We start from the raw sequence: 20,755 nt of genomic DNA, 5'->3' as shown, positions 1-20,755 counted from the left end.
TTTCTGAAACCAAGTTTCCAGAAAAATATGATAAAATAGATTGAATGTAAAATAAGGGGGCCATTAAATGAAAGAGTCAGTATTAGAGACAAAAGATCAATTTTATGAACATGTTAAAAAAATGTCTGCTTACAATGAAGCACTTGGATTGATGTTTTGGGATTTACGGACAGGCGCTCCAAAAAATGGGGCAGAACAACGGTCAGAAGTCATCGGAATGCTTTCATCGGAGCTGTTTGAAATGTCTACGTCCACTGAAATGGCGGCATACTTAGCGGAACTCTCTCCCGTAATGGATCAGCTGGATGAGAAGACACAAAAACTGATAGAAGAGTGTCAAAAAGAGTATGATCGAAATAAAAAGATTCCGGCTACTGAATACAGGGAGTATGTGGTGTTACAGTCGAAGGCGGAAGGAATCTGGGAAGAAGCGAAAGAAAAAGCGGATTTCGAGATGTTCAAGCCTTATTTAGAAAAGCTTGTGGCATTTACAAAACGCTTCATTGATTATTGGGGATTCGAAGATAACAAATATAATACGTTACTGGATATGTATGAGCCTGGAGTGACGGTAGCAGTGTTAGATAAAGTATTTGGTGATCTTCGGGATCAAATCGTCCCACTTGTACATAAGATTGCCAAGGTGGAAAATAAGCCTCAAACCGATTTCCTTTTCGATCCTTTCCCAAAGAATAAGCAAAAGGACTTCAGTTTAAAAATCCTTGAACAAATGGGATATGATTTCAACTCAGGAAGACTGGATGAAACGGTCCATCCCTTTGCGATTGGTTTAAACCCCGGTGATGTTAGGGTAACAACTAAATATGACGAAAAGGATTGGAGAACAGCCGTTTTCGGAACGATCCATGAAGGTGGACATGCTCTGTATGAACAAAACATTTCAAAGGACTTAATGGGCACACCACTATGCACTGGAACTTCCATGGGAATCCATGAGTCTCAATCCCTGTTTTATGAAAATTTTGTAGGAAGGGATCACTCCTTCTGGAAAAAGAATTATTCATTATTGAAGGAGTACTCGACGGGTCAATTTGACTCGGTTGACCTGGATGACTTCTACAGAGCGATCAATGAATCAAAGCCTTCTTTAATCCGGATTGAAGCAGATGAATTAACGTACGCTCTGCATATCATCATCCGATATGAAATTGAAAAAGGATTATTTAATGATGAGATAGAAGTGAAGGATCTTCCTGAAATCTGGAATCAGAAATATGAAGAGTATTTAGGTATACGGCCTTCACATAATGGTGAAGGAGTGCTTCAGGATGTACATTGGGCTGGTGGAAGCTTCGGCTACTTTCCGTCATACGCATTAGGATATATGTATGCTGCACAGTTTAAGCGTGCCATGTTAAAGGATATACCCAACTATGACGATCTGTTGGAAAAAGGGGATCTTGCTCCTGTAAGAGAATGGTTAACAACGAACGTGCATCAGTGGGGGAAAATGAAGAAACCGCTTGAAATCATCAGGGAAGTGACTGGGGAGGGTCTTAATGCCCAATACTTGGCCGATTATTTAACGGAAAAGTATTCGAAAGTATATTCCTTGAATTCTTAAATACATTGGAGGCAAAATCATGGAAATTAATGTAACATCCCTAGAGGATAAATTACTTGTTGGAATAGGTTGGACAGGTCCCTATGGAAGAGGGTCCGAGATCCCGGGACTATTCACTAAGTTTCAACAGATGATACCGTCCATTCACCATATCAATGAAGATGAATGCATTTACGCACCTTTCCATGACAGAGCGACTGATTTTTCGTATTATTGTGCCGTGGAGGTTGATCGAGTGGAGGATCTTCCACCGGGATTAGTGGAGTTGTCACTCCCTGCCGGTGAATATGCCCACGCTTTGTATGAAGGCTTATCAACAGAAGTGGAGCAAGCCTATTTTGCCATCTTTAACTGGATTAAAGATAATGGGTTTGAAAAAGACTACTCCAGGCTGAGTATAGAAAAGTACTTGTCCCGGGATAGAGAAATCTTCGATACGGAAGATAAGCGGAAATTAGAGCTTTTTGTCCCAATTAAAGAATAGTAAAAAGGAGGCTGCTTTATTTTGAAGCAGCCTCTTATAATGCTTGTTTTACCAGCTCCAGGGGCTTGGGGTCATAGGCCAAATGACGCGAAAAGGCAAAGAGCGCCTTTCGGGGTCACTCGTCTTATGCTTGTCGCCCCAGGGCGAGCCCCTTCCGCTTTTCGATTATCCAGCTCCGGCGGCTAGGCCCTCGAGGTCATAAGCTAAATTGGCCAAAAAGGCAAAGGGCGCCTTTCCGGCCAATTCATCTTATGCTTGTCGGGCCTGAGCAAGCCGCCTCCGCTTTTATTTATGTCCAGCTCCAGGGGCTTGGGGCTCGAGGTCATAAGCCAAGTGACCCAAAAAGGCAAAGTGCGCCTTTCCGGGTCACTCGTCTTATGCTTGTCGCCCCAGTGCGAGCCCCTTCCGCTTTTCGATTATCCAGCTCCGGCGGCTAGGCCCTCGAGGTCATAAGTCAAACCAACCAAAAAGGCAAAGAGTGCCTTTCCGGTTGGTTCGCCTTATGCTTGTCGGGCCTGCCCAAGCCGCCTCCGCTTTTATTGTCACCACATACGATATCCTTTGGATGCTGGTGGGGCGTTTTGGATCATGTCGATGAATGGGACGGTGTAGGCAACCAGGATGAGTGCCGCTAAGATGGTTAACCAAATTTTCCAGTTTTCCAGGGCCATTGGGGTTCTCTCAGCTGTGTCTGCCGTTTCACCGACAGGAAATTCTTCATCTCCTTTAGGAGCGAAGAAAGCCATGTTGACAAAAATGTATAAAATCAAAATGATACCCATGAAAAGGATTGTTCCCCCTATTGCCTGTGCGATTTGGTAAGGAATCCAGTCAAGGGCCTGTGGTGCATCCCCATAGGTGGAAAAAGATGATCGTCTTGGAGCGCCCAGTAAGCCAACTGCATGCATGGCACCTGACATGATACTCATTCCGACAGACCATACAATGGCCTGGACGATTGCCAATTTATTCATCGCTTTCGTTAGGACACGACCTGTCAGATGTGGGACAAGCCAATAAGAAATTCCAAAGAAAGTCAGGACAACCGAAGTAGCCAAAGTTAAGTGGAAGTGCCCCGTCACCCAGATCGTATTATGGACTACCTGATTCATCTGGTTGGAAGCATTGATCAACCCGCCAGCCCCGGCAGGAATGAAGGCGACCATCCCGATGAACGGTACTGTAAAACGGGCATCACTCCATGGAAGCTTTTTGAACCATCCGAATAATCCTGTTGCCCCCTTGGACCTCCCGTACATTTCAAAGGTAGCAAACAATGAGAATGCCGTCATAAGAGAAGGAATGACGACCATGAACGTCAGGACTACCTGGAGGAATTTCCAATATGCATCAATCCCAGGCTCCACTAATTGGTGGTGAAAGCCTACAGGAATAGAGAAGAGTAGGAACAGAATAAAGGACAATCGTGCCAATGAATCGGAAAAGATTTTCCCCCCAATAATTTTTGGAATAATCACGTACCAAGCCATATAAGCTGGCAGCAGCCAAAAATACACAAGAGGATGGCCGAAATACCAAAATAATGTACGACTGACAAGTACGTCGACCCTGTCCACTAAACCAAGGGACCAGGGAAGGAGCTGGAATAGTACGGTTCCTGCCACTCCTATGGTAGCAACGATCCATAATACGGTGTTGATGACAGCCATGAAGGTTAACAGCGGGCTCGGTTGTCCCGGATGTTCTTTTCTCCAACTCATGTATTTCATGAGCATCCCTGCCCCGCCAATCCAACTGCCGACTACAACAAATGTTAAGCCTAAGTAGAAGATCCAATGTGCCTGGAGGGGGGCATAGAAGGTATAAAGGACCGTTGCTTCATTTAATAAAATCATGACTGCAGCCATGATCGTACCGAGAAGCATGACCCAGAATCCCAACCAGCCCATGAAGCGGGATTTTTCTGAATAAATTCCTGAGGTCCGGGAAATGGCAGCATGTTGGAAACCGAGAATAAAGAATGTCGTCAGTACTAATCCGAGTAATACCCCGTGGACCGTCAGTACTTGATAATAACCGATTCCAGCTGGTAAAGTGAATCTGCCTGATCGTACCAAAACTTGTAACAGCCCCGCCAATCCACCTAGTGCAAGGGCAGCAAAGCCAACATATATATGAGCCATGGCCAAGGCAGCATCTTTCTTATCGATTCTAACAAATGGTTTCACCTACTCCACCACCTTTAACATTGATTTCATCGTGTGATGCCCTACACCACAATATTCATTACAGACAATGAGAAATTCCCCCGCCTGGTCAAGGGTTGTCGTGTATTCACTCACGAATCCCGGTTCAAGCATCATATTTATATTCGTTCCTGCCACTTCAAATCCATGTACAACGTCTTTGGTTGTGGCAGTGATTTTGAGTGTAGATCCTTTAGGGATTTCAATTTCCCCGGGGGTGTAAAGAAAAGCTGAAGCTACAAATATCAACTCATAATCCCAAGGCTTATCTTCCACTTTTTTAAGCCCAGGTTCGTTGAAAGGAGCAATTTTGTCCACCTGCTCTGGATTGACGTAAGCCTTTGCACCTGGAGGTTGATGCCCCTGATGAAAAGCGCTGATTCCTAAGATAATTAAAAATAAAATAAGAGATCCCGTGCCTAACGTTAACCACCATTTTTCATAGCGATGCATATGCATATAAACCACTCCTTAAATTAAAAACGATTCAGAAACAGTAAGAATACTCCCAGCCATGTAAGGACTAAAAATCCACCTAAGAATAAAACGGAAGTAAACGTACCTTTTAATGACTTGAAATCGTCTAATTTGGTTTCTGATTTTTGACGTAATTCCGGTTTTTCCATTCCTCTCATTCCTCCCTTTAGATGATACTTCTATCATAAGCAGGTACAGCTCTTTGTATCTGTGATAAATGTCACAGTTTCAGAAGGAGTTTGTGAAATAAATGTGAAATGAAGGGAAATTGGGCTATCATATATGTTCATTTGCCTGAACCTGAAGCATAGATTGTAGGAATGAAGAGGAAAGGAGATGATTTTATGGAAAAGTATTATTGTAAACAGTGCTGTCAAATCTTTTCTGATAAAATGATATGCCCTCAATGCCAATTGCCTGTCGTAGCCAAAATACACATTCAGGTCCAACACCAGCAGGGGAAAAAGGATCATAGAGAAGACTTTGGAAACACCCTGTGCTAATATAAAGAAGATTCAAATAATAAGTTAGGTGGTGGGAAATTTGTTTGTTCCTTCATTTTCATTAAAAAATAAATTGGCCGTTGTCACAGGTGCCGGCCGGGGAATTGGACGAGCTCTTAGTATTGGGTTAGCTGAGGCCGGGTCCGATGTGGTTCTGTTATCAAGAACAAGGGAGGATTTGGAAGAAACGGCAGATGTAATTGAGAAGTTTGGAAGGAAGGCTCATATCCTCCCGACAGATGTAACATCTCGGGAAGACATTAGAAAAGTAATGACTTACATAGAAAATCATGACTTGTCAATTGATATATTAATCAATAACGCAGGTATGAATATTCGTTCGGCTGCCCTGGAGGCAACGGATGATGAATGGCAAAAAATCATGGATACGAATTTAAAATCTGCTTTTATGATGTGTCAGGAAGTGGGCAAACACATGAAAGAAAGGGAACGGGGAAAAATCATAAACGTTGCTTCCGTCGCTGGCCATGTTGCCCTCAGGACCGGAGTCGTTTATGCTTCCACGAAAGCAGCCATGATTCAAATGACAAAGGTATTAGCCATGGAATGGGGAAAATACAATATTAATGTAAATAGCATCGGTCCATGGTATTTCAAAACACCTTTAACCAAGGAACTGCTGCAAAATCAAGAGTATGTAAACGATATACTTTCTGTGACACCTTTAAAAAGGATTGGCGAGCTCGAAGAATTGGTGGGGCCAGCGGTTTTCCTTTCATCGGATGCCTCAAACTATGTTACCGGCCAAACCCTTTTTGTAGACGGCGGGATGACGATTAATGGTTTTTAATTTGTTCAGGATAAAAGGCTAACCTAGGTTAAAGGTTAGCCTTTTATTTGTTCATTAATGACTATTCAATCATTAGAATGACTAAAAAATCTCCCACATTTTCAATGGAAATGGGTAGTTTTAATGCTTTGTCAAAGCCATACATTTTGGATTGTCCCACAATGACTGTTGGCGGTGTGATGTCCAGTGAATGACCGGCTTGTGCAAGGAGTGTAGCCAGATTCCCCGCGATCATGTTTCCGAGTTCCCCCGCGAAAGATTCAAGCATTTCACCTTCCAAGGGCATTCCGAACATGGATGCACCCAAGCCTTGAAAGCTCTCTTCTTCTCCATCAATGATCATTCTTCCTCTAACATCACCTGTAAACCCGATGAGTACTCCGATCTTATGCTGACTAAACGGCTCTGTGAGCAATGAGGGCTTTAAAACAGTAACACTCAAAGGGATGACCCCTTTAATCGCTTCTACTGAGTTATTAAGTATATCGGTGACACTTTTTGTTAAAATCATGTCGTATCCTCCAGTATTTTGTTACTGTAATCATACCATATTACCCAGGAGTAAAGGATGGTATTATAATATTATATTCATACTAAATACCTATATTTAAGGAATGCAGATTGAAAAAATAACAAAAGACTACCTGCTATACATGATTTATGTCCATATGGAAAAGCTATCCTTACATGGAAGTGTAAGGAGTGAACGTGCATGCCGAAGATACTCTCAGTTGAAACTGAAATCCCACCTGTGAAAATTACGCAAAACGAAGCGGCGGAATTTGCGGAACAAATATTTTCTTCGAGTTTCAGGGATATTGGCCGTCTAATCAATGTGTTTCAAAATGGTGAAATAGAGAGTCGTTATTTTGTGAAGGATCTGGATTGGTTTTCTAAGGAGCATTCTTTTCAGGAGAAAAACGATGAATTTATTCGTCATGCAGTTGAATTGGGGAGTAAAGTTGTCAAAAAGAGTCTGTCCCGTCATAAGCTCACAATGGAAGAGATTGACGCCATCATCACCATATCAACATCGGGTCTTTCAACACCGAGTCTTGAAGCAAGAATCATGAATAGGATTCCATTTTCTCCTCATGTAAAACGAATTCCGATTTGGGGATTAGGGTGTGCGGGGGGAGCGAGCGGTCTTTCACGGGCGTATGAATACTGCCTGGCTTTTCCAAAAGCAAATGTTCTTGTTCTTTCGATCGAACTATGTTCATTGACCTTTCAACATGGGGACCGATCAAAGAGTAATTTGATTGGGACGTCACTTTTTGCTGATGGTGTGGCATGTGCCATTGTGTGCGGGGATGAAAGTCCTGCCGTAAAGGGAGTCTTACAGCCACTGCCAAGAATCTTTGCCACTCAGTCAACGTTGCTTGAGGACTCACTTGATGTCATGGGTTGGGAAGTAAAGGAAAACGGGTTGTATGTTGTATTTTCAAAGGATATTCCGTCACTGGTGAAAAATTGGCTCCGTCCGAATGTAGAAGGGTTCATTGAAGCGAATGAGGTTAAACTTGAAGAAATTAAGCATTTCGTAGCCCATCCAGGTGGAAAGAAAGTGATTGAAGCTTACAGGGAAGCTTTAGGGATGGATGAAAGTATGACCACTGAATCCATGAAGGTGTTGAAGGAATATGGGAACATGTCTTCTGTCACCATTCTCTATGTTCTCAAAGAATTTATGGAAAAAGGGTGTGAGCGTGGAGATATAGGTTTAGGTACGGCTTTGGGACCGGGATTCAGTTCGGAACTTTTATTGCTGAGGTGGGAATGATGCTATATTTTGTACTGTTTTTCTGTGTATTACTGATACAAAGGATTGTGGAACTATACATTGCCAGAGCGAATGAAAAGTGGATGAAGGAGCGTGGGGCAAAGGAATACGGGCAGGCACATTATAAAGTGATGGTCTTCATTCATATCGCATTTTTCATTTCCCTATTAATTGAAGGCGGGGCTTTTCACTCCGGGGTCAACCACTATTGGCCGATTTTACTTAGTGGTTTTATCCTTATGCAAATCGGGAGAATATGGTCGATTGCTTCTTTGGGGAAGTTTTGGAATACCAAGATCATCGTCCTCCCCAACACCGAAATTGTGGCCAAAGGTCCTTATAAACGTTTAAAGCACCCAAACTATCTTATCGTAACGTTGGAATTTCTGATTGTTCCATTACTATTTAATGCTTATTGGACACTTTTCATTTTTGCGTTATTAAATCAATTCATTCTTTCTATCCGTATCCCCCTTGAGGAATACGCTCTCAAGGAAGAGACGGAGTATGAAAAGGTCCACCTCCATACGAGAGGCTGGATTCCACTGTTCAAAAAAGAAAAATGATTTTCTTATTGAAAATGATTATCATTTTTGATAAGATTCTAATTGAAGATGAAAATTATTCTCAAGTACAAGTATCTTTACAAAAGGGTGGGGACAATAATGGTATGGTTATTGATAGTGTTTACTGTAGTAGCGTATGGCTTCATGATGAAGTATGTTTTATCTAATGTGATGAAGAATTCGAAACAACGGAAGAACATATCTTCATACCAGACAAACTCGAAATCTTTTGTTCACTTAAATCTGATTGCAACCGAGACAACACGATAGATACAGCCTTCTTCTTAGGAAGAGGCTTTTTTTGTTTGTTTATGAAATCGTTTCTTTAACACCTGTGCCGTTCCTTTCCGTGGGGAGGAGTTCGAGCCTCCTGGACCTATCCTCAATTTCCAGCAGGAGTCAGGTGCCTCCTGCTTCCATCCACTCAGTACTTCTACAATTGACAAAAAGTTTCTTATGTCTTTTTCCTTCCCTTTGCCGTCTGCATATACTGATATCATTCATAAATCCCCCTTTCGGATATGATTTCATAGAGAATTTGATTCAAATAAGATAAAATAAAAACGTTATCATTCTTCTTAGAAACAGAAAGGAATTAGACTATGAGTCAGATTGAACATAAGGGCACAAAATTACATAGTACGTTAAAAGAACTTGCAGCTTATTACGACATCTTCCTTCAGAACGGGGATGAAGAAAGGGCTGCCAAGGTAGAGCGATTAGCTGAAAAACTGAACAAACATGAATTGATCCTTGCTTTTTGCGGCCATTTCTCCGCTGGTAAATCAACGATGATCAACCAATTGATGGGAGAAGACATCCTACCATCCAGTCCCATCCCAACCAGCGCAAACTTAGTGAAGGTTCATCATGCTCAAGCTGATTTTGCGAAAATTCATTATCATCAATCCCAACCTTTATACTTTAAGGCACCATATGACTTTGATACCATAAAGGAATTTTGTAAAAACGGAGAAGATGTATATTCTGTAGAAATCGGACGAAAGAGAAGTGACATGCCTGAAGGGGTGTCTGTTTTGGATACACCCGGCGTCGATAGTACAGATGATGCCCACAGGCTGTCAACAGAATCGGCCATCCACTTGGCTGATTCTGTATTTTACGTAATGGATTATAATCATGTCCAGTCACAGGTGAATTTCGAGTTTACCAAGGAAATGGTTCGTCATGGAGTGAAATTGTATTTAGTCATCAATCAAATCGACAAGCATCAGGAGGAGGAATTAGCATTCACCGATTTTCAGGAAAGTGTCAAGAACTCATTCGCCTCTTGGGGAGTGATACCGGATGGTACGTTTTTCACAAGCTTGAAAAAACCTGACCATCCCCACAATGACCTTAAGGAATTGGAGAAACTAATCGATGGCCAGGTCAAAAGGAAAAGTGAATTGATTAAGGAGTCGGCAGTCTCGGCTATTTCTCAACTACGATCAGAACATGAGAAATGGTATGAGGAAGAACTGGGGATAATCGAAGATAGTGCACGGGATATTCTAACAGATGAAGAATGGGAGAAGAAAGACTCCTTACTCCAAAAGGAAAGAAAGCTGATCGAAACCTTGGAGAAATCTAATATCAAATCTATAAAAAATCAATTTGAGGAAGAAAGAAGGGAAATCCTCAAGAATGCCTACCTAATGCCATTTGAAACAAGAGAATTAGCAAAAAACTTCCTCGAGAGCCGTCAATCAGACTTTAAAATCGGCTTCCTATTCTCGAGACAAAAGACAGAAGAAGAAAAAGCGTTGAGACTCCAAAAGGTAAAAGAGGATATCAACACCCGGATCGAATCCCAATTGGAATGGCACCTAAAGACACTTGGGAAAAACATGATAAAAGAATATATCCCTTCATCGAATCAACGCCTCGAATGGGATCGTTTGAATCTTGAAGTCACCGATCATTTTCTGGTTGGGTTGATTAAACAGGGAGCAGGGGTAACGGGTAATTATGTTCTACAATACTGTGATGACCTTTCAGAAGAATTAAAAAGGAGAGCGAGAAATCAAACCAATGAGTTGATTGAGGCACTTTTATCCGAAATTGAAAACTCATCGACAGAAGAACAGGCTGGCATGGAAGCAGAATTGCAGGAGCTTCAGCAGAAAACAGGTATTATTTATCAGTGGAATTCACTGGATGATGAGAAGAATGTTCAACTTCGAAGATTGATTAATGTTGAAATTGAACCAGAGCGTACGGAATCGATTATGTCAACATGGAACCTGAAATGGAGAAAAAGGGAAGAAGACTATATTCTTGCCTCTGATGTGACACTGGAACGGAAAGACGTCACGGGATACGAACGGGAAACCATTCAAACTTCTTCAAGTATGGACAATAGAACGTCAATGGATGAAGTGATTAATAGGTTAGACACGATGGTCAACGTTTTTCGGAAGTACAAAGGCTTTACGAAAATGGCAGACCTATTGGAAGGCAAGAAGGACCGGCTCTCCAATCAATCATTTACGATCGCATTATTCGGTGCTTTTAGTGCGGGAAAATCTTCGTTTGCCAATGCCCTGCTGGGTAGTAAAGTTCTTCCGGTGAGCCCGAACCCTACTACCGCTTCCATCAATCGTATCAATCCGGTTTCAGAAGAAGGTGAGCACGAAACAGCCCATGTTCAGATTAAAACCTATGAGCAACTGCTATCCGATATCGCTTATTCCCTTTCGTTTTTTAATCGTGATGTGTCATCACTGGACCAAGCATCGGAAATGATTCCTGTTTTATCGAGTGAAGGGAGCGGAAAAGAAAATGTTCATCTCTCTTTCCTTCAAGCCTTCCTGAAGGGGTATCCAGTCTTTAAGGAAATCCTCGGGAAGAAAAAAAAGGTCGATCTTGAAGAATATAAAGAATTTGTAGCAGATGAGACAAAAGCCTGCTTTGTGGAGACTATTGATCTTTATTTCGATTGTGATATAACACGACAGGGGATCACACTCGTGGATACACCTGGAGCTGATTCCATAAATGCACGACATACCGGTGTTGCCTTTGAATATATTAAGAATGCCGATGCCATCCTCTTTGTGACCTATTATAATCATGCATTTGCCAAGGCAGACAGGGAATTCCTTATCCAACTCGGCCGTGTGAAGGACACCTTCGAATTAGATAAAATGTTTTTTGTCGTCAATGCCATCGACCTTGCCACTGACGAAGATGAAAAAAAAGAAGTCATTGACTATGTGGAAGGGCAGCTCATTCAATATGGAATCCGTTTTCCAAGAATTTTCGGAGTATCATCCCTTCATGCACTTAATGAGTCAAATTCTCATAAATCTGGTTTGGAGGTATTCAAGAAGGAATTCAAAACCTTCATACAGAATGAATTAGTAAGTATGAGTATTGATTCCGCCCTTGGTGAGTGGGAGAGAGGGAAGCAGCGCTTTCAGCAATATATCCATTCTGCTTCAAGTGATAAGACGTTTAAACAAGCACGAAAGCAGGAGCTCGTGGAGAGGAAGTCCGTGATACTCGAACTTATTGATGCACAAACTGTAGTACCTCTGACTGTGGAGATGCAGCAGGAATCAAAGGAGCTCGTCTATTATGTGAAACAAAGAGTATTTTTCCGGGTATCGGACTTTTATAAGGAAGCCTTCCATTCGGGATTGTTTCTCCAGCATGCTTCCCATTCCCAGGCGATCCAGGAGGGGTTAAAAGAATTTCTGTCGAGTATCGGGTTTGATCTGGCGCAGGAAATGCGGGCCACTTCCCTTCGAATTCAGCAGTTCATTCAAAAACAGCTCCGTGATCAATGGGCAGTACTTGAAGTGAAAATCCAGCATGTTGAAAATAACCTTGTTTTATCTCCGCTGGATTCTAAAAATGATAGCGCCATTGAATTTGAGAACGCATTTAATCAAACGGAACTACGATCATTCGAAGAAGCTTTTTCAACATTCAAGAATCCAAAGCACTTCTTTGAAAAAGGCGGAAAAAAAACGATTCAGGAAAAATTGGAATTATTGCTGCAAAAACCTGCCGACCATTATCTTACACAAGAACAGACACGTTTGGAAACATGGGGGGAATCGTATTTAAAAGGAGAGTTCGAGGCGCTTAAGGAAGAAGTGGTTGGTCAAGTGATGGATCAGGTCACGTCCAATCTGGAGGCCCTTGATACCGTTCAGGACCTGAATCAGCTGAAGAGGGATTTAGAACAGCTCTCAAAAGCATAAAGAAGAGAAGGAGGACAATCTCTGTGAATCCTTATCATTGCTGTGCCACATGTATTCACATACGAGGAGTCAAATCCGATCGGAAGACCTCTTATTTTTGCACACGACTCGGTTATGAAACGAAAACGACGTATCAATTTTCCTGCTGGGAGCCAAAGGATGAAGTGCTGAAATTGATGAAGAAAAGGGGGATGAAATCATGAATGCGATTGTTGAGACTGATTGGCTTAGAGAACATATCCTTGATGAGAATGTAAGGGTCATAGATTGTCGTTTTTCTTTAGGAAGTCCTGGAGAAGGGCGGGAACGATATAATGAAAGTCATATTCCGGGTGCCGTCTTTTTTGATCTTGAAAAGGATTTGTCCGGTTATGCGAGAAAGCACGGAGGACGCCACCCCCTCCCAAATATGAAGAATTTCCTTCGAAAAGTGGAGGACGCAGGGATCGACAATCAAACAACCATCGTGATTTATGATGAAAAGGAAATGGCATTTGCAGGCAGATGCTGGTGGTTATTCCACTATATAGGTCATGAGAATGTATATATCCTGAATGGAGGATATTCCGCATGGACCCAGGATGATGGAAATACAGAATCATCTGTTCCGGTGTACCCTCCAAAAAGCTATCGTCCAAGTTTAAATGAAGACATTATTGCATCTTTAGAGGAGGTCAGGTGTATTGCAAATGGGGAAAGGGAAACTCCATTGATCGATTCACGGAGCAAGGAACGATTCTTAGGCCTTGAAGAACCAATAGACCGGATTGCAGGCCATATTCCAGGTGCCATAAACCTTCCGTGGACAGAAGGTGTGAAAGAAGGTTACTTCATTGATCAAGAGGAGCAGAATGAACGTTTTTCAGCACTGAACAAAGATGACCCAATAATCGTTTATTGTGGATCGGGTGTAACCGCCACTCCCAATTTCATCGCTCTTAAGAAAGCGGGATTCATCAATGTGAAACTGTATGTTGGAAGCTACAGTGATTGGGTTTCTTATGAAAATCACAAGGTAGACAGGGAATAGTACGATAGCTAATTGGAAAAGGTTCATCACTTTTCCAATTAGCTATTTATGCATATATGTTATACTTTAAAAAGTGTAATATACGAAATGGTGTGATAGGAGTGGACGAATTGGAAAATAAAAATGAGCACTTATTATTAATAGATGGAATGGCACTATTATTTCGATCTTTTTTTGCAACAGCGGTAACCGGACAATTCATGATGAATTCAAAAGGTCTCCCAACCAATGGAGTGCAGGGCTTCATGAAGCATTTATTGATGGCAGCGGATCACGTAAAGCCCACTCATATCATCGTATGCTGGGATATGGGGAGTCAAACATTTCGTAATGAGGTGTTCAACGACTATAAATCGAATCGAAATGCACCACCAATTGAATTGATCCCCCAATTCGATCTTGCGAAAGAGGTAGCAGAAGGGTTTAAACTTTCTAATGTGGGGGTTGTCGGCTATGAAGCAGATGATTGTATAGGAACCCTGGCAAAACTCCATCAATCAGACCGAAAAGTTTCTGTTTTGAGCGGAGATCAGGATCTTCTGCAGCTTCTTGATGATAACATTGATATCATGCTGCTGAAAAAAGGTTTTGGGAATTATCAAACCTATACGAAAGACATATTCGTGGAGGAAAGAGGCATTACACCTCAACAATTTATTGATGTGAAAGCATTAATGGGCGATACAAGTGACGGATATCCAGGTGTAAGAGGGATTGGGGAAAAAACAGCCCTGAAACTTATTCAACAATATAACGATATTTCTGGTATTCTTGCTAATTTGCACAAATTGACCCCATCCCAACGAAAAAAGATCGAAGAAGACTTGGACATGCTGCATGTTTCAAGGAAACTGGCTGAAATTCACTGTGAAGTACCTCTTTCTGTTTCCGCTGAGGCAGCCAGATGGAATAACGTATCCCATGATACATTATCCCTTGTAGACGACTTAGAATTAAAAGTTTTAAGAAGGTTCTTGGTAGGTTCGAATGTTATGATGGCTTCAAGCTAACCATTATTGGAGTGTCAGGGATCCCCCCTGACACTTTTTTTGTGAATTACTTTTTATTCGTTTTTTTAGCTGCATTTTCTAAGGTGCTCTTCGGTTCCATTGCAAATTCAGCATCCTGTGAAATTCCTTGCGGGTTTACGCTTTTTGCGCTTTTGCCTTTGTTTTTATTGTTTCCCTTTGTCATACTTATCCCCCCTTGGATATGATTATTTTTATTTTGTCATGAAAACATATAAATATCCCATGTACAAAGAATTTTAGGACAAACTACAGTTAAGGGAGGTGTAAGGGTGAATAAAGGAATTGTAACCGCATTGATCAGTATAGCTCTTGCCCAGGGATTGAAAATCCCATTGCACTTTTTGAAAAAGAAAGAATGGAAGCCTGAACTGTTTTTCCAGACTGGGGGTATGCCAAGCTCCCATAGTGCCGGAGTGGCGTCTTTAACGACATTTATTGCGTTAAAAAGAGGAGTAAGAACGATCGATTTTGCTCTTTCCTTCATTTTTGGTCTGATTGTCATGTATGATGCCCAGGGAATCCGACGCCAAACCGGTGAATTGACCCTTAAAGTAAACAGCCTGGATGAGCTCGTCCGGAAGGCCCATGAAAAAGAAACAGTGGAGTTCGAAGAGAAAAAACCAAAGAGACTGAAAGAAATGCTTGGACACCAGCCCCAGGAAGTGGTCGGCGGCGCTTTACTAGGTTCTCTTCTAGGCTTCATGGCATTCTTGATTTCCAAAAAGGATAGTCAAAAGAAAAAATTTTCTGTAAGATGAGAGAAGACAAAGTGGCGATAAGGTGAGGAGAAACGTGAAAAAGACAACAGAAGAATTTCTCATAGATCTAGAAAATAAAGGATTTAAATTTCAAGAAGACGCGATCGGCTTCATCTACTTCGGTAAAAAATACACAGATGCCCCTGATGAACTGGTCAATAGTGCCATAGAAATCACCCTGAAAGCACAGAGGCAATTCGACAGCAGTTTCTACATGTCCATTTTAGAAAGACTCCATTCCCAGCAAATTCCCTCAAGAAAAGAAGCATTAAAGTGGATGGAGAAACAAGGATTGGCATAAAAAAAGCGAAGGCGGCTTGACCAGGGGCGACAAGCATAAGAGGCAGGGGCCAGAAAGGCGTTTTTTTGCCTTTATGGTACCGGCCGCTTATGACCTCGAGCCCCTAGCCGCCGTAGCTGGATGAAAAAAAAGCGAAGGCGGCTTGACCAGGGGCGACAAGCATAAGAGGCAGGGGCCATCAGAAGGAGTTGTTTCCTTTTGGTGGTCTTTTCTTCATTGTTATTGTGAAAAGGTGAATTGCTTCTGTCGGTATTTGTAAAATGGTCAGTATTTTGAAAAAATGGTCGAATAAATCCAGATGAAGGCCAAGAACCCCCAAGTTCACCCACCGCTCCGACATGCTCACCCATAAAAAATAGGAGAGCCGACAATCGGTCTCCTATTTCGCTTCTACTGAATGATTTTTATTCCTCTTTTTCATCATCCATGCATAAATTGGCAGCTCGGAGAAGAGCATCCCGATAACGATCAATCCACTTCCTGCAATAGCGATTATCCCCAATCGTTCAGAGGTCCACAAATAGGAGCACAAAGCTGCAAAAACCGGCTCCAAGGTGAATATGACCGCCACTTTTGAAGGTGTCGTATATCTTTGAGCATATGTTTGGGTGATAAATGCCAATAACGTAGCTAATAATGAAGTAATCAGTAAAGCGATGAGCACTTCCTGTCTGCCCAAAATCCCATTAAGAAGGACTACTTTGGGATCTTCCAACAAGAAGGCACATCCCAAGGAGAGTATTCCCACCGTGCTTAATTGCACCGTCGTTAGGAGCAACAGTGAAGCCTTTCTAGTGAACAAATCTGTATAGATAATGTGCAGAGCAAAACCAAAAGCACAAATGAATACAAAGGCATCTCCAATATTAAATGACTGGGAATGACCAGCCATAAGCAGGTACAACCCTGTAGCTGCTAAAATGGACCCTGTAACAGCTCCTTTAGAAGGAGTTTTTTTTAAGAACATAAATAAAAAAAGTGGAACCATCACTACACTTAACCCTGTGACAAACCCGGCTTTAGATGGGGTTGTGAAGAGCAGGCCGAGGGTTTGGAAGGCATATCCGATAAATAAAAAAGCTCCTAAAATGATACCGTTTACGATGGAGCGAAATACAAGTGGAGTTTTTTTGATAAACAGGACCATAGCCAAAGGGGCAGCAGCCATTAGAAAGCGAATGGCATTAAACATGAAGGGGGGGAGGAATTCTATGGCCGATTGAACAACGACAAAAGTAAAGCCCCATATAAAAGCTACACCAATCAAGGCGATATCAGCAAGCCGTGACAAATGAATCCTCCTCTAGTTCAGATGGATGGCTTTACGGGCCAGTTCATCCGCTGCTTTATTTTCTTTATTTGGTATCCACTTAACAAAGAATAGGTTTATTTGCTTCGTCAGCTTCAATATGTCGTCGAGCAATGGTTTATATTGTCCATTACGTACAAACTCTTTCTCAATCGCATCAACGACTGCCTGGGAATCACTTCTCAGCCAAACGGTATCCGCTTTCTTATCCAAACAGATTTCAAGTGCTTTCTTACAAGCTATAAATTCAGCTTCATGATTGTCCATCGTCCCTAAAGGTATTGAATGTTTTTCCACTTCACCGTTGAATTTAATAAATATACCGGCTCCACTCGGTCCCGGGTTACCGGCACTTGCACCATCAATATTAACTTCTAACAAATAGATTCACCTCAAACACATTTGGAATATAAATATAGTAGCATATAAAAGAGACATGAAGAAGAATGATTGGTTAAATTTCCATAACAAAAGTCGAGTGAAAATCAATTCACTCGACTACCAACATCACCCCATATTTTTAGGGAAACGTTTGGCCAAATATCCGAATGGGGTATCAATGAGGGAGATCGCCCATTTGAGCAGATAAGTTGTAATGAAAATCTCAAACCAGACGGCCATAGGATATTCACCAAGAAATGCGATGCTTGTGAAGACAAGTGTATCCAATAGTTGGCTCACCATTGTACTACCGTTGTTACGAATCCAAAACTGAGAGTCTGAAGGGAATTTCTTCTTCAAGTACGTAAAAATATAAACATCCGTTAATTGACTTATAAGATAAGCTACAAGGCTTCCAAGGGCAATCCGTGGAATGATCCCAAAAATTGTCGCAAGGGATTCCTGGGCGAAATCGTCAGGATGCGGTTGAAAAAGTAAGACCAGTTGCATAATAATAGTCATAACGATCAATGTGAAGAATCCAAGCCAGACTGCTTTTTGGGCATCTTTCTTTCCATACTTTTCATTGAGGATGTCCGTCACCAAAAAGGCGGTGCCGTACATGGCATTTCCTAACGTTGCCGTCAGACCGAAAACTTCAATCGTTTTTACGACCTGCAGATTAGCAAGAATCGTGGAAATCCCGATCCATACAAAAAGTCCAGTTCGACCAAACATTCTGTACATGAGGAGTAAACATGAGAATGTGATGAGGACGAACAGGAATCCAAACCATATGTTAAACATTAAAAGTCCTCCTAGTGGTTAAACGTGAATGAAACAACAGTCCTCATTATACAAAGAAAAATGATTGAGAACAATAAAATGGAGAATACGGAGTGAATGAAGGTGCAAATGAAGATTAAATTCAAATATAAAAGCAAAACAGCCTCCGAATTATGGTTTGAATCCGATTATTTCTCACGAAAAGAAACATTGATACATGTGGATGATCTCATGAAAACTGGAAGAGTCCTTAATCTTGAAATTATTGACGAAATGGGTAATTCATGGAGCAGGAAGGAATTTATCAAACTGAATCAGGAATTAGAGAAGGAGCCGGAAAATATTGTTGTATTCTTTGATGGCGGATATGATAAGGAAACGAACTATGCGGGTGCAGGAATCGTGATTTATTATGATAAAGACGGGGAATCATTTCGAATCAGGAAAAATGACCTTCTTGAGGAAATTGAAAATAATAATGAAGCAGAGTATGCAGCATTACATATTGCCATTGGACTGCTCGAGGAAATCGGGGTGAAAAATGTCCCTTGTATCATTAAAGGAGACTCCCAAGTTGTAATGAAACAATTGGGTGGGGAATGGCCTTGCTATGAAGAAGGCTTAAGCAGGTGGCTCGACCGGATCGAGGCACTGATCCAAAAACTCAGGCTGAAACCAAGCCTGGTCTTCTTAAGCAGGAAAGACAATAAGGAAGCTGATAAGCTCGCAAACCAGGCATTGCAAGGCACTCAGGTACACAGTAACAAGCGGTTAGAATAATTTCTCCCAGTACTATATACTCTATAAATAACAAAGAACATTACCTGAGCGTGAAAAATCTAGGAGTGATCTCATGAATCGAAAAGAAGTGGTGGATAGAGTGGATGAGCTTATTGACACCTACTGTAAAGACTGCTTACTGAAAGCACACTTTCGCAAAGAGTATGGTAAAACGTATGCACACCGCTTTTGCATAGAACAATGCACGATAGGCGAACAAATCCGAAACTATGGAGAGCAATTGCATAAGAAGAATCTGTATCAAAAATAAAGGGCAGCCATTCTTGGCCGCCCTTTATAATGTTGATCTATTTTTTTGTACGATTATAATTTAACTACGTTTGCTGCCTGTGGTCCGCGATTTCCTTCCACTACATCGAAAGAAACTTCTTGACCTTCTTCTAATGACTTGAATCCTTCACCTTGGATTGCTGAGAAGTGAACGAAGACATCTTCTCCACCTTCAACTTCGATGAATCCAAAACCTTTTTCATTGTTGAACCATTTTACTTTACCATTTTGCATGTTAGAATCCTCCTAAATCGTTCAAGCACGTTTGTGCCTCTGAAAAATAGTTTTCACGAAATGAATGACTTTCATGGCTTAAGAATAAGCATAAAAATCGTACACTTTCATGATGACTTAACTATACAATATGACGATTTACCCGTCAACATACGCCATTTTTTTATTAAGAGTGGAACCGGATCCAGTTATATCAAGGGATGATATGGGGAGCGAGCGGTGTTCAGTGTCCGGGTTGTAATCATTCAGTAGTTATAGTAAACTTTTAATGATATTTATGGAAATTTGGAGGGTACAGAATGCCTACACCAAGTATGGAAGATTATATAGAACAGATTTATATGTTAATTGAGAACAAAGGTTATGCCAGAGTATCAGATATAGCTGAGGCTTTGTCTGTTCACCCTTCCTCGGTTACCAAAATGGTGCAGAAGTTAGATAAGGATGATTATCTCATTTACGAGAAATATCGCGGGCTTGTTCTGACTCCCAAAGGAAACAAAGTAGGAAAGCGTTTAGTATATAGACATGAACTATTGGAACAATTCCTTCGTGTCATTGGAGTGAAAGAAGAACATATTTATGAAGATGTGGAAGGAATCGAACATCATCTGAGTTGGGATTCCATCGATCGTATCGGTGATCTCGTACAATTCTTCGAGGAAGAAAAGAGCAGAGTGGAAGGACTACGAACGATTCAAAACCGCAGTGAATAATGTACCTTTTTCACTTACTGAAATTGTTGAAGACAACCTGCACAGACAAAAGGACTTTCATTTGAAAGTCCTTTTTGGATGATCAATATGGGAATTAAAAAATAGAAGGGTAGTCGTTAAAACTTCCATCATCGACGGACAGACTTGTCAACTCCATTTCCCCCCAATTATTCTCATTGAGTGAGACCCCTTGAAGTAATCCTTCCGATGCTTCCAATACGGCTTTCTGGTAGGAGATAATACGGCCGGAAGATGTTTGGAAGCTTATAATCTCTCCGTGATAGTTCCGTTGCACTCTGGATATTTCTTCCATATAATATCACCTTTTTAATTCAGACTTTAAGAATAGTATGAACAAATTGGAAAGAAATCATAATATGAAAAAAAATTTCACTCATACTGTTTACATAATAATATTATATATCTTTATGTACGAGAGATAATTCTTAACTGGAAAAGGAGGATTTCTTAGGATAGATTGAGAATATAGAGCAGAATAGAAAAAATG

General features: G+C 41.3%; 25 protein-coding genes. 14 read left to right on the top strand and 11 right to left on the bottom strand.

The window, feature by feature from the left end:
* The first annotated feature begins 67 nt into the window (after positions 1–67).
* The gene (locus tag BAA9072_RS03235; RefSeq protein ID WP_201713271.1) at positions 68–1,585 is read left to right on the top strand and encodes a carboxypeptidase M32; all 1,518 of its coding nucleotides are present in this window, start codon (positions 68–70) and stop codon (positions 1,583–1,585) included.
* 19 nt (positions 1,586–1,604) lie between these two features.
* On the top strand, positions 1,605–2,069 hold the full coding sequence (locus BAA9072_RS03230; protein ID WP_201713270.1) for a GyrI-like domain-containing protein: 465 nt from the start codon (positions 1,605–1,607) through the stop codon (positions 2,067–2,069).
* Between the two features lie 542 nt (positions 2,070–2,611).
* Here the strand turns inward: BAA9072_RS03230 and BAA9072_RS03225 are convergent.
* Genes BAA9072_RS03225 through BAA9072_RS03215 form a run of 3 tightly spaced genes read right to left on the bottom strand, consistent with a single transcriptional unit; the run spans position 2,612 to position 4,902 of the window.
* On the bottom strand, positions 2,612–4,213 hold the full coding sequence (locus tag BAA9072_RS03225; RefSeq protein WP_201713679.1) for a b(o/a)3-type cytochrome-c oxidase subunit 1: 1,602 nt from the start codon (positions 4,211–4,213) through the stop codon (positions 2,612–2,614).
* Between the two features lie 45 nt (positions 4,214–4,258).
* Positions 4,259–4,735 carry a cytochrome c oxidase subunit II gene (locus BAA9072_RS03220; RefSeq protein WP_201713269.1) on the bottom strand — a complete coding sequence of 159 codons (477 nt, stop codon included), beginning with the start codon at positions 4,733–4,735 and terminating at the stop codon, positions 4,259–4,261.
* A 17-nt stretch (positions 4,736–4,752) separates the two neighbouring features.
* Entirely contained in the window at positions 4,753–4,902 is a 150-nt protein-coding gene (locus tag BAA9072_RS03215) for a cytochrome c oxidase subunit 2A (RefSeq protein WP_201713268.1), read from the bottom strand.
* A 394-nt stretch (positions 4,903–5,296) separates the two neighbouring features.
* Here BAA9072_RS03215 and BAA9072_RS03210 point away from each other — a divergent pair, with 394 nt between their 5' ends.
* Positions 5,297–6,067, top strand: coding sequence for an SDR family NAD(P)-dependent oxidoreductase (locus tag BAA9072_RS03210; protein ID WP_201713267.1), 771 nt, complete (start codon positions 5,297–5,299; stop codon positions 6,065–6,067).
* A gap of 61 nt (positions 6,068–6,128) precedes the next feature.
* On the opposite strand, the gene BAA9072_RS03205 is transcribed toward BAA9072_RS03210, so the two are convergent.
* Entirely contained in the window at positions 6,129–6,578 is a 450-nt protein-coding gene (locus BAA9072_RS03205) for a chemotaxis protein CheX (RefSeq protein WP_201713266.1), read from the bottom strand.
* A 201-nt stretch (positions 6,579–6,779) separates the two neighbouring features.
* Here BAA9072_RS03205 and BAA9072_RS03200 point away from each other — a divergent pair, with 201 nt between their 5' ends.
* The gene (locus BAA9072_RS03200) at positions 6,780–7,850 is read left to right on the top strand and encodes a type III polyketide synthase (RefSeq protein WP_201713265.1); all 1,071 of its coding nucleotides are present in this window, start codon (positions 6,780–6,782) and stop codon (positions 7,848–7,850) included.
* A complete protein-coding gene (locus BAA9072_RS03195; protein ID WP_230980744.1) occupies positions 7,847–8,416 on the top strand; it encodes an isoprenylcysteine carboxyl methyltransferase family protein in 570 nt (189 codons plus the stop codon). The genes BAA9072_RS03200 and BAA9072_RS03195 overlap by 4 nt, the downstream gene beginning before the upstream one ends.
* 284 nt (positions 8,417–8,700) lie before the next feature.
* On the opposite strand, the gene BAA9072_RS03190 is transcribed toward BAA9072_RS03195, so the two are convergent.
* Positions 8,701–8,916, bottom strand: a complete 216-nt coding sequence (locus tag BAA9072_RS03190; protein ID WP_201713264.1) for a hypothetical protein — start codon at positions 8,914–8,916, stop codon at positions 8,701–8,703.
* Between the two features lie 102 nt (positions 8,917–9,018).
* Between BAA9072_RS03190 and BAA9072_RS03185 the strand changes: the two genes are divergently transcribed.
* Genes BAA9072_RS03185 through BAA9072_RS03170 form a run of 4 tightly spaced genes read left to right on the top strand, consistent with a single transcriptional unit; the run spans position 9,019 to position 14,670 of the window.
* Positions 9,019–12,630 carry a dynamin family protein gene (locus BAA9072_RS03185; protein WP_201713263.1) on the top strand — a complete coding sequence of 1,204 codons (3,612 nt, stop codon included), beginning with the start codon at positions 9,019–9,021 and terminating at the stop codon, positions 12,628–12,630.
* Positions 12,631–12,653: 23 nt separating this feature from the next.
* Positions 12,654–12,833: a hypothetical protein gene (locus tag BAA9072_RS03180; RefSeq protein WP_201713262.1), complete on the top strand. Its 180-nt coding sequence runs from the start codon at positions 12,654–12,656 to the stop codon at positions 12,831–12,833.
* Positions 12,830–13,660, top strand: coding sequence for a sulfurtransferase (locus tag BAA9072_RS03175; RefSeq protein WP_201713261.1), 831 nt, complete (start codon positions 12,830–12,832; stop codon positions 13,658–13,660). Before BAA9072_RS03180 ends, BAA9072_RS03175 begins: the two co-directional genes overlap by 4 nt.
* A gap of 56 nt (positions 13,661–13,716) precedes the next feature.
* A complete protein-coding gene (locus tag BAA9072_RS03170) occupies positions 13,717–14,670 on the top strand; it encodes a 5'-3' exonuclease (protein ID WP_201713260.1) in 954 nt (317 codons plus the stop codon).
* A gap of 46 nt (positions 14,671–14,716) precedes the next feature.
* Here BAA9072_RS03170 and BAA9072_RS03165 read toward each other — a convergent pair whose 3' ends face one another.
* Positions 14,717–14,854, bottom strand: coding sequence for a small, acid-soluble spore protein L (locus tag BAA9072_RS03165; RefSeq protein ID WP_201713259.1), 138 nt, complete (start codon positions 14,852–14,854; stop codon positions 14,717–14,719).
* A 106-nt stretch (positions 14,855–14,960) separates the two neighbouring features.
* On the opposite strand from BAA9072_RS03165, the gene BAA9072_RS03160 reads away from it, so the two are divergent.
* The gene (locus BAA9072_RS03160) at positions 14,961–15,449 is read left to right on the top strand and encodes a divergent PAP2 family protein (RefSeq protein ID WP_201713258.1); all 489 of its coding nucleotides are present in this window, start codon (positions 14,961–14,963) and stop codon (positions 15,447–15,449) included.
* Positions 15,450–15,483: 34 nt separating this feature from the next.
* Positions 15,484–15,750, top strand: coding sequence for a DUF6123 family protein (locus BAA9072_RS03155; protein ID WP_230980743.1), 267 nt, complete (start codon positions 15,484–15,486; stop codon positions 15,748–15,750).
* Positions 15,751–16,129: 379 nt separating this feature from the next.
* Here the strand turns inward: BAA9072_RS03155 and BAA9072_RS03150 are convergent, their stop codons facing one another.
* The 3 genes from BAA9072_RS03150 to BAA9072_RS03140 all read right to left on the bottom strand — a co-directional run bounded on the left by BAA9072_RS03150 (position 16,130) and on the right by BAA9072_RS03140 (position 18,247).
* Positions 16,130–17,041 carry a DMT family transporter gene (locus BAA9072_RS03150; protein WP_201713256.1) on the bottom strand — a complete coding sequence of 304 codons (912 nt, stop codon included), beginning with the start codon at positions 17,039–17,041 and terminating at the stop codon, positions 16,130–16,132.
* Between the two features lie 12 nt (positions 17,042–17,053).
* Positions 17,054–17,440 (bottom strand): reverse transcriptase-like protein, encoded by a 387-nt coding sequence (locus tag BAA9072_RS03145; protein ID WP_201713255.1) that lies wholly within the window; start codon positions 17,438–17,440, stop codon positions 17,054–17,056.
* 126 nt (positions 17,441–17,566) lie between these two features.
* Entirely contained in the window at positions 17,567–18,247 is a 681-nt protein-coding gene (locus BAA9072_RS03140) for a queuosine precursor transporter (RefSeq protein WP_201713254.1), read from the bottom strand.
* A gap of 108 nt (positions 18,248–18,355) precedes the next feature.
* On the opposite strand from BAA9072_RS03140, the gene BAA9072_RS03135 reads away from it, so the two are divergent.
* Complete coding sequence (locus BAA9072_RS03135; RefSeq protein WP_330999260.1) at positions 18,356–19,006, top strand: reverse transcriptase-like protein; 651 nt, start codon at positions 18,356–18,358, stop codon at positions 19,004–19,006.
* 73 nt (positions 19,007–19,079) lie between these two features.
* A complete protein-coding gene (locus BAA9072_RS03130) occupies positions 19,080–19,277 on the top strand; it encodes a zinc-finger domain-containing protein (RefSeq protein ID WP_201713252.1) in 198 nt (65 codons plus the stop codon).
* A gap of 53 nt (positions 19,278–19,330) precedes the next feature.
* On the opposite strand, the gene cspD is transcribed toward BAA9072_RS03130, so the two are convergent.
* On the bottom strand, positions 19,331–19,531 hold the full coding sequence (gene cspD, locus BAA9072_RS03125; protein ID WP_201713251.1) for a cold-shock protein CspD: 201 nt from the start codon (positions 19,529–19,531) through the stop codon (positions 19,331–19,333).
* 299 nt (positions 19,532–19,830) lie between these two features.
* Between cspD and mntR the strand changes: the two genes are divergently transcribed.
* Positions 19,831–20,247 carry a transcriptional regulator MntR gene (gene mntR, locus BAA9072_RS03120; protein WP_034758545.1) on the top strand — a complete coding sequence of 139 codons (417 nt, stop codon included), beginning with the start codon at positions 19,831–19,833 and terminating at the stop codon, positions 20,245–20,247.
* 94 nt (positions 20,248–20,341) lie between these two features.
* On the opposite strand, the gene BAA9072_RS03115 is transcribed toward mntR, so the two are convergent.
* Positions 20,342–20,560 carry a DUF3892 domain-containing protein gene (locus BAA9072_RS03115; RefSeq protein ID WP_201713250.1) on the bottom strand — a complete coding sequence of 73 codons (219 nt, stop codon included), beginning with the start codon at positions 20,558–20,560 and terminating at the stop codon, positions 20,342–20,344.
* Positions 20,561–20,755 lie beyond the last annotated feature (195 nt).

It is taken from the genome of Rossellomorea arthrocnemi (assembly GCF_904424705.1).
GTDB lineage: Bacteria > Bacillota > Bacilli > Bacillales > Bacillaceae_B > Rossellomorea > Rossellomorea arthrocnemi.
The sequence above is the reverse complement of the archived record's forward strand: the minus strand, read 5'-3'. Positions and strand labels throughout refer to the sequence as shown.

Excerpts from the sequence above, each read along its gene's own strand:
- BAA9072_RS03235 (WP_201713271.1), top strand. The coding sequence starts at position 68 with ATGAAAGAGTCAGTATTAGAGACAAAAGATCAATTTTATGAACATGTT.
- BAA9072_RS03230 (WP_201713270.1), top strand. The coding sequence starts at position 1,605 with ATGGAAATTAATGTAACATCCCTAGAGGATAAATTACTTGTTGGAATA.
- BAA9072_RS03225 (WP_201713679.1), bottom strand. The coding sequence starts at position 4,213 with ATGGCTCATATATATGTTGGCTTTGCTGCCCTTGCACTAGGTGGATTG.
- BAA9072_RS03220 (WP_201713269.1), bottom strand. The coding sequence starts at position 4,735 with ATGCATATGCATCGCTATGAAAAATGGTGGTTAACGTTAGGCACGGGA.
- BAA9072_RS03215 (WP_201713268.1), bottom strand. The coding sequence starts at position 4,902 with ATGGAAAAACCGGAATTACGTCAAAAATCAGAAACCAAATTAGACGAT.
- BAA9072_RS03205 (WP_201713266.1), bottom strand. The coding sequence starts at position 6,578 with ATGATTTTAACAAAAAGTGTCACCGATATACTTAATAACTCAGTAGAA.
- BAA9072_RS03200 (WP_201713265.1), top strand. The coding sequence starts at position 6,780 with ATGCCGAAGATACTCTCAGTTGAAACTGAAATCCCACCTGTGAAAATT.
- BAA9072_RS03195 (WP_230980744.1), top strand. The coding sequence starts at position 7,847 with ATGATGCTATATTTTGTACTGTTTTTCTGTGTATTACTGATACAAAGG.
- BAA9072_RS03190 (WP_201713264.1), bottom strand. The coding sequence starts at position 8,916 with ATGATATCAGTATATGCAGACGGCAAAGGGAAGGAAAAAGACATAAGA.
- BAA9072_RS03185 (WP_201713263.1), top strand. The coding sequence starts at position 9,019 with ATGAGTCAGATTGAACATAAGGGCACAAAATTACATAGTACGTTAAAA.
- BAA9072_RS03175 (WP_201713261.1), top strand. The coding sequence starts at position 12,830 with ATGAATGCGATTGTTGAGACTGATTGGCTTAGAGAACATATCCTTGAT.
- BAA9072_RS03170 (WP_201713260.1), top strand. The coding sequence starts at position 13,717 with ATGTTATACTTTAAAAAGTGTAATATACGAAATGGTGTGATAGGAGTG.
- BAA9072_RS03165 (WP_201713259.1), bottom strand. The coding sequence starts at position 14,854 with ATGACAAAGGGAAACAATAAAAACAAAGGCAAAAGCGCAAAAAGCGTA.
- BAA9072_RS03140 (WP_201713254.1), bottom strand. The coding sequence starts at position 18,247 with ATGTTTAACATATGGTTTGGATTCCTGTTCGTCCTCATCACATTCTCA.
- BAA9072_RS03135 (WP_330999260.1), top strand. The coding sequence starts at position 18,356 with ATGAAGATTAAATTCAAATATAAAAGCAAAACAGCCTCCGAATTATGG.
- BAA9072_RS03130 (WP_201713252.1), top strand. The coding sequence starts at position 19,080 with ATGAATCGAAAAGAAGTGGTGGATAGAGTGGATGAGCTTATTGACACC.
- cspD (WP_201713251.1), bottom strand. The coding sequence starts at position 19,531 with ATGCAAAATGGTAAAGTAAAATGGTTCAACAATGAAAAAGGTTTTGGA.
- mntR (WP_034758545.1), top strand. The coding sequence starts at position 19,831 with ATGCCTACACCAAGTATGGAAGATTATATAGAACAGATTTATATGTTA.
- BAA9072_RS03115 (WP_201713250.1), bottom strand. The coding sequence starts at position 20,560 with ATGGAAGAAATATCCAGAGTGCAACGGAACTATCACGGAGAGATTATA.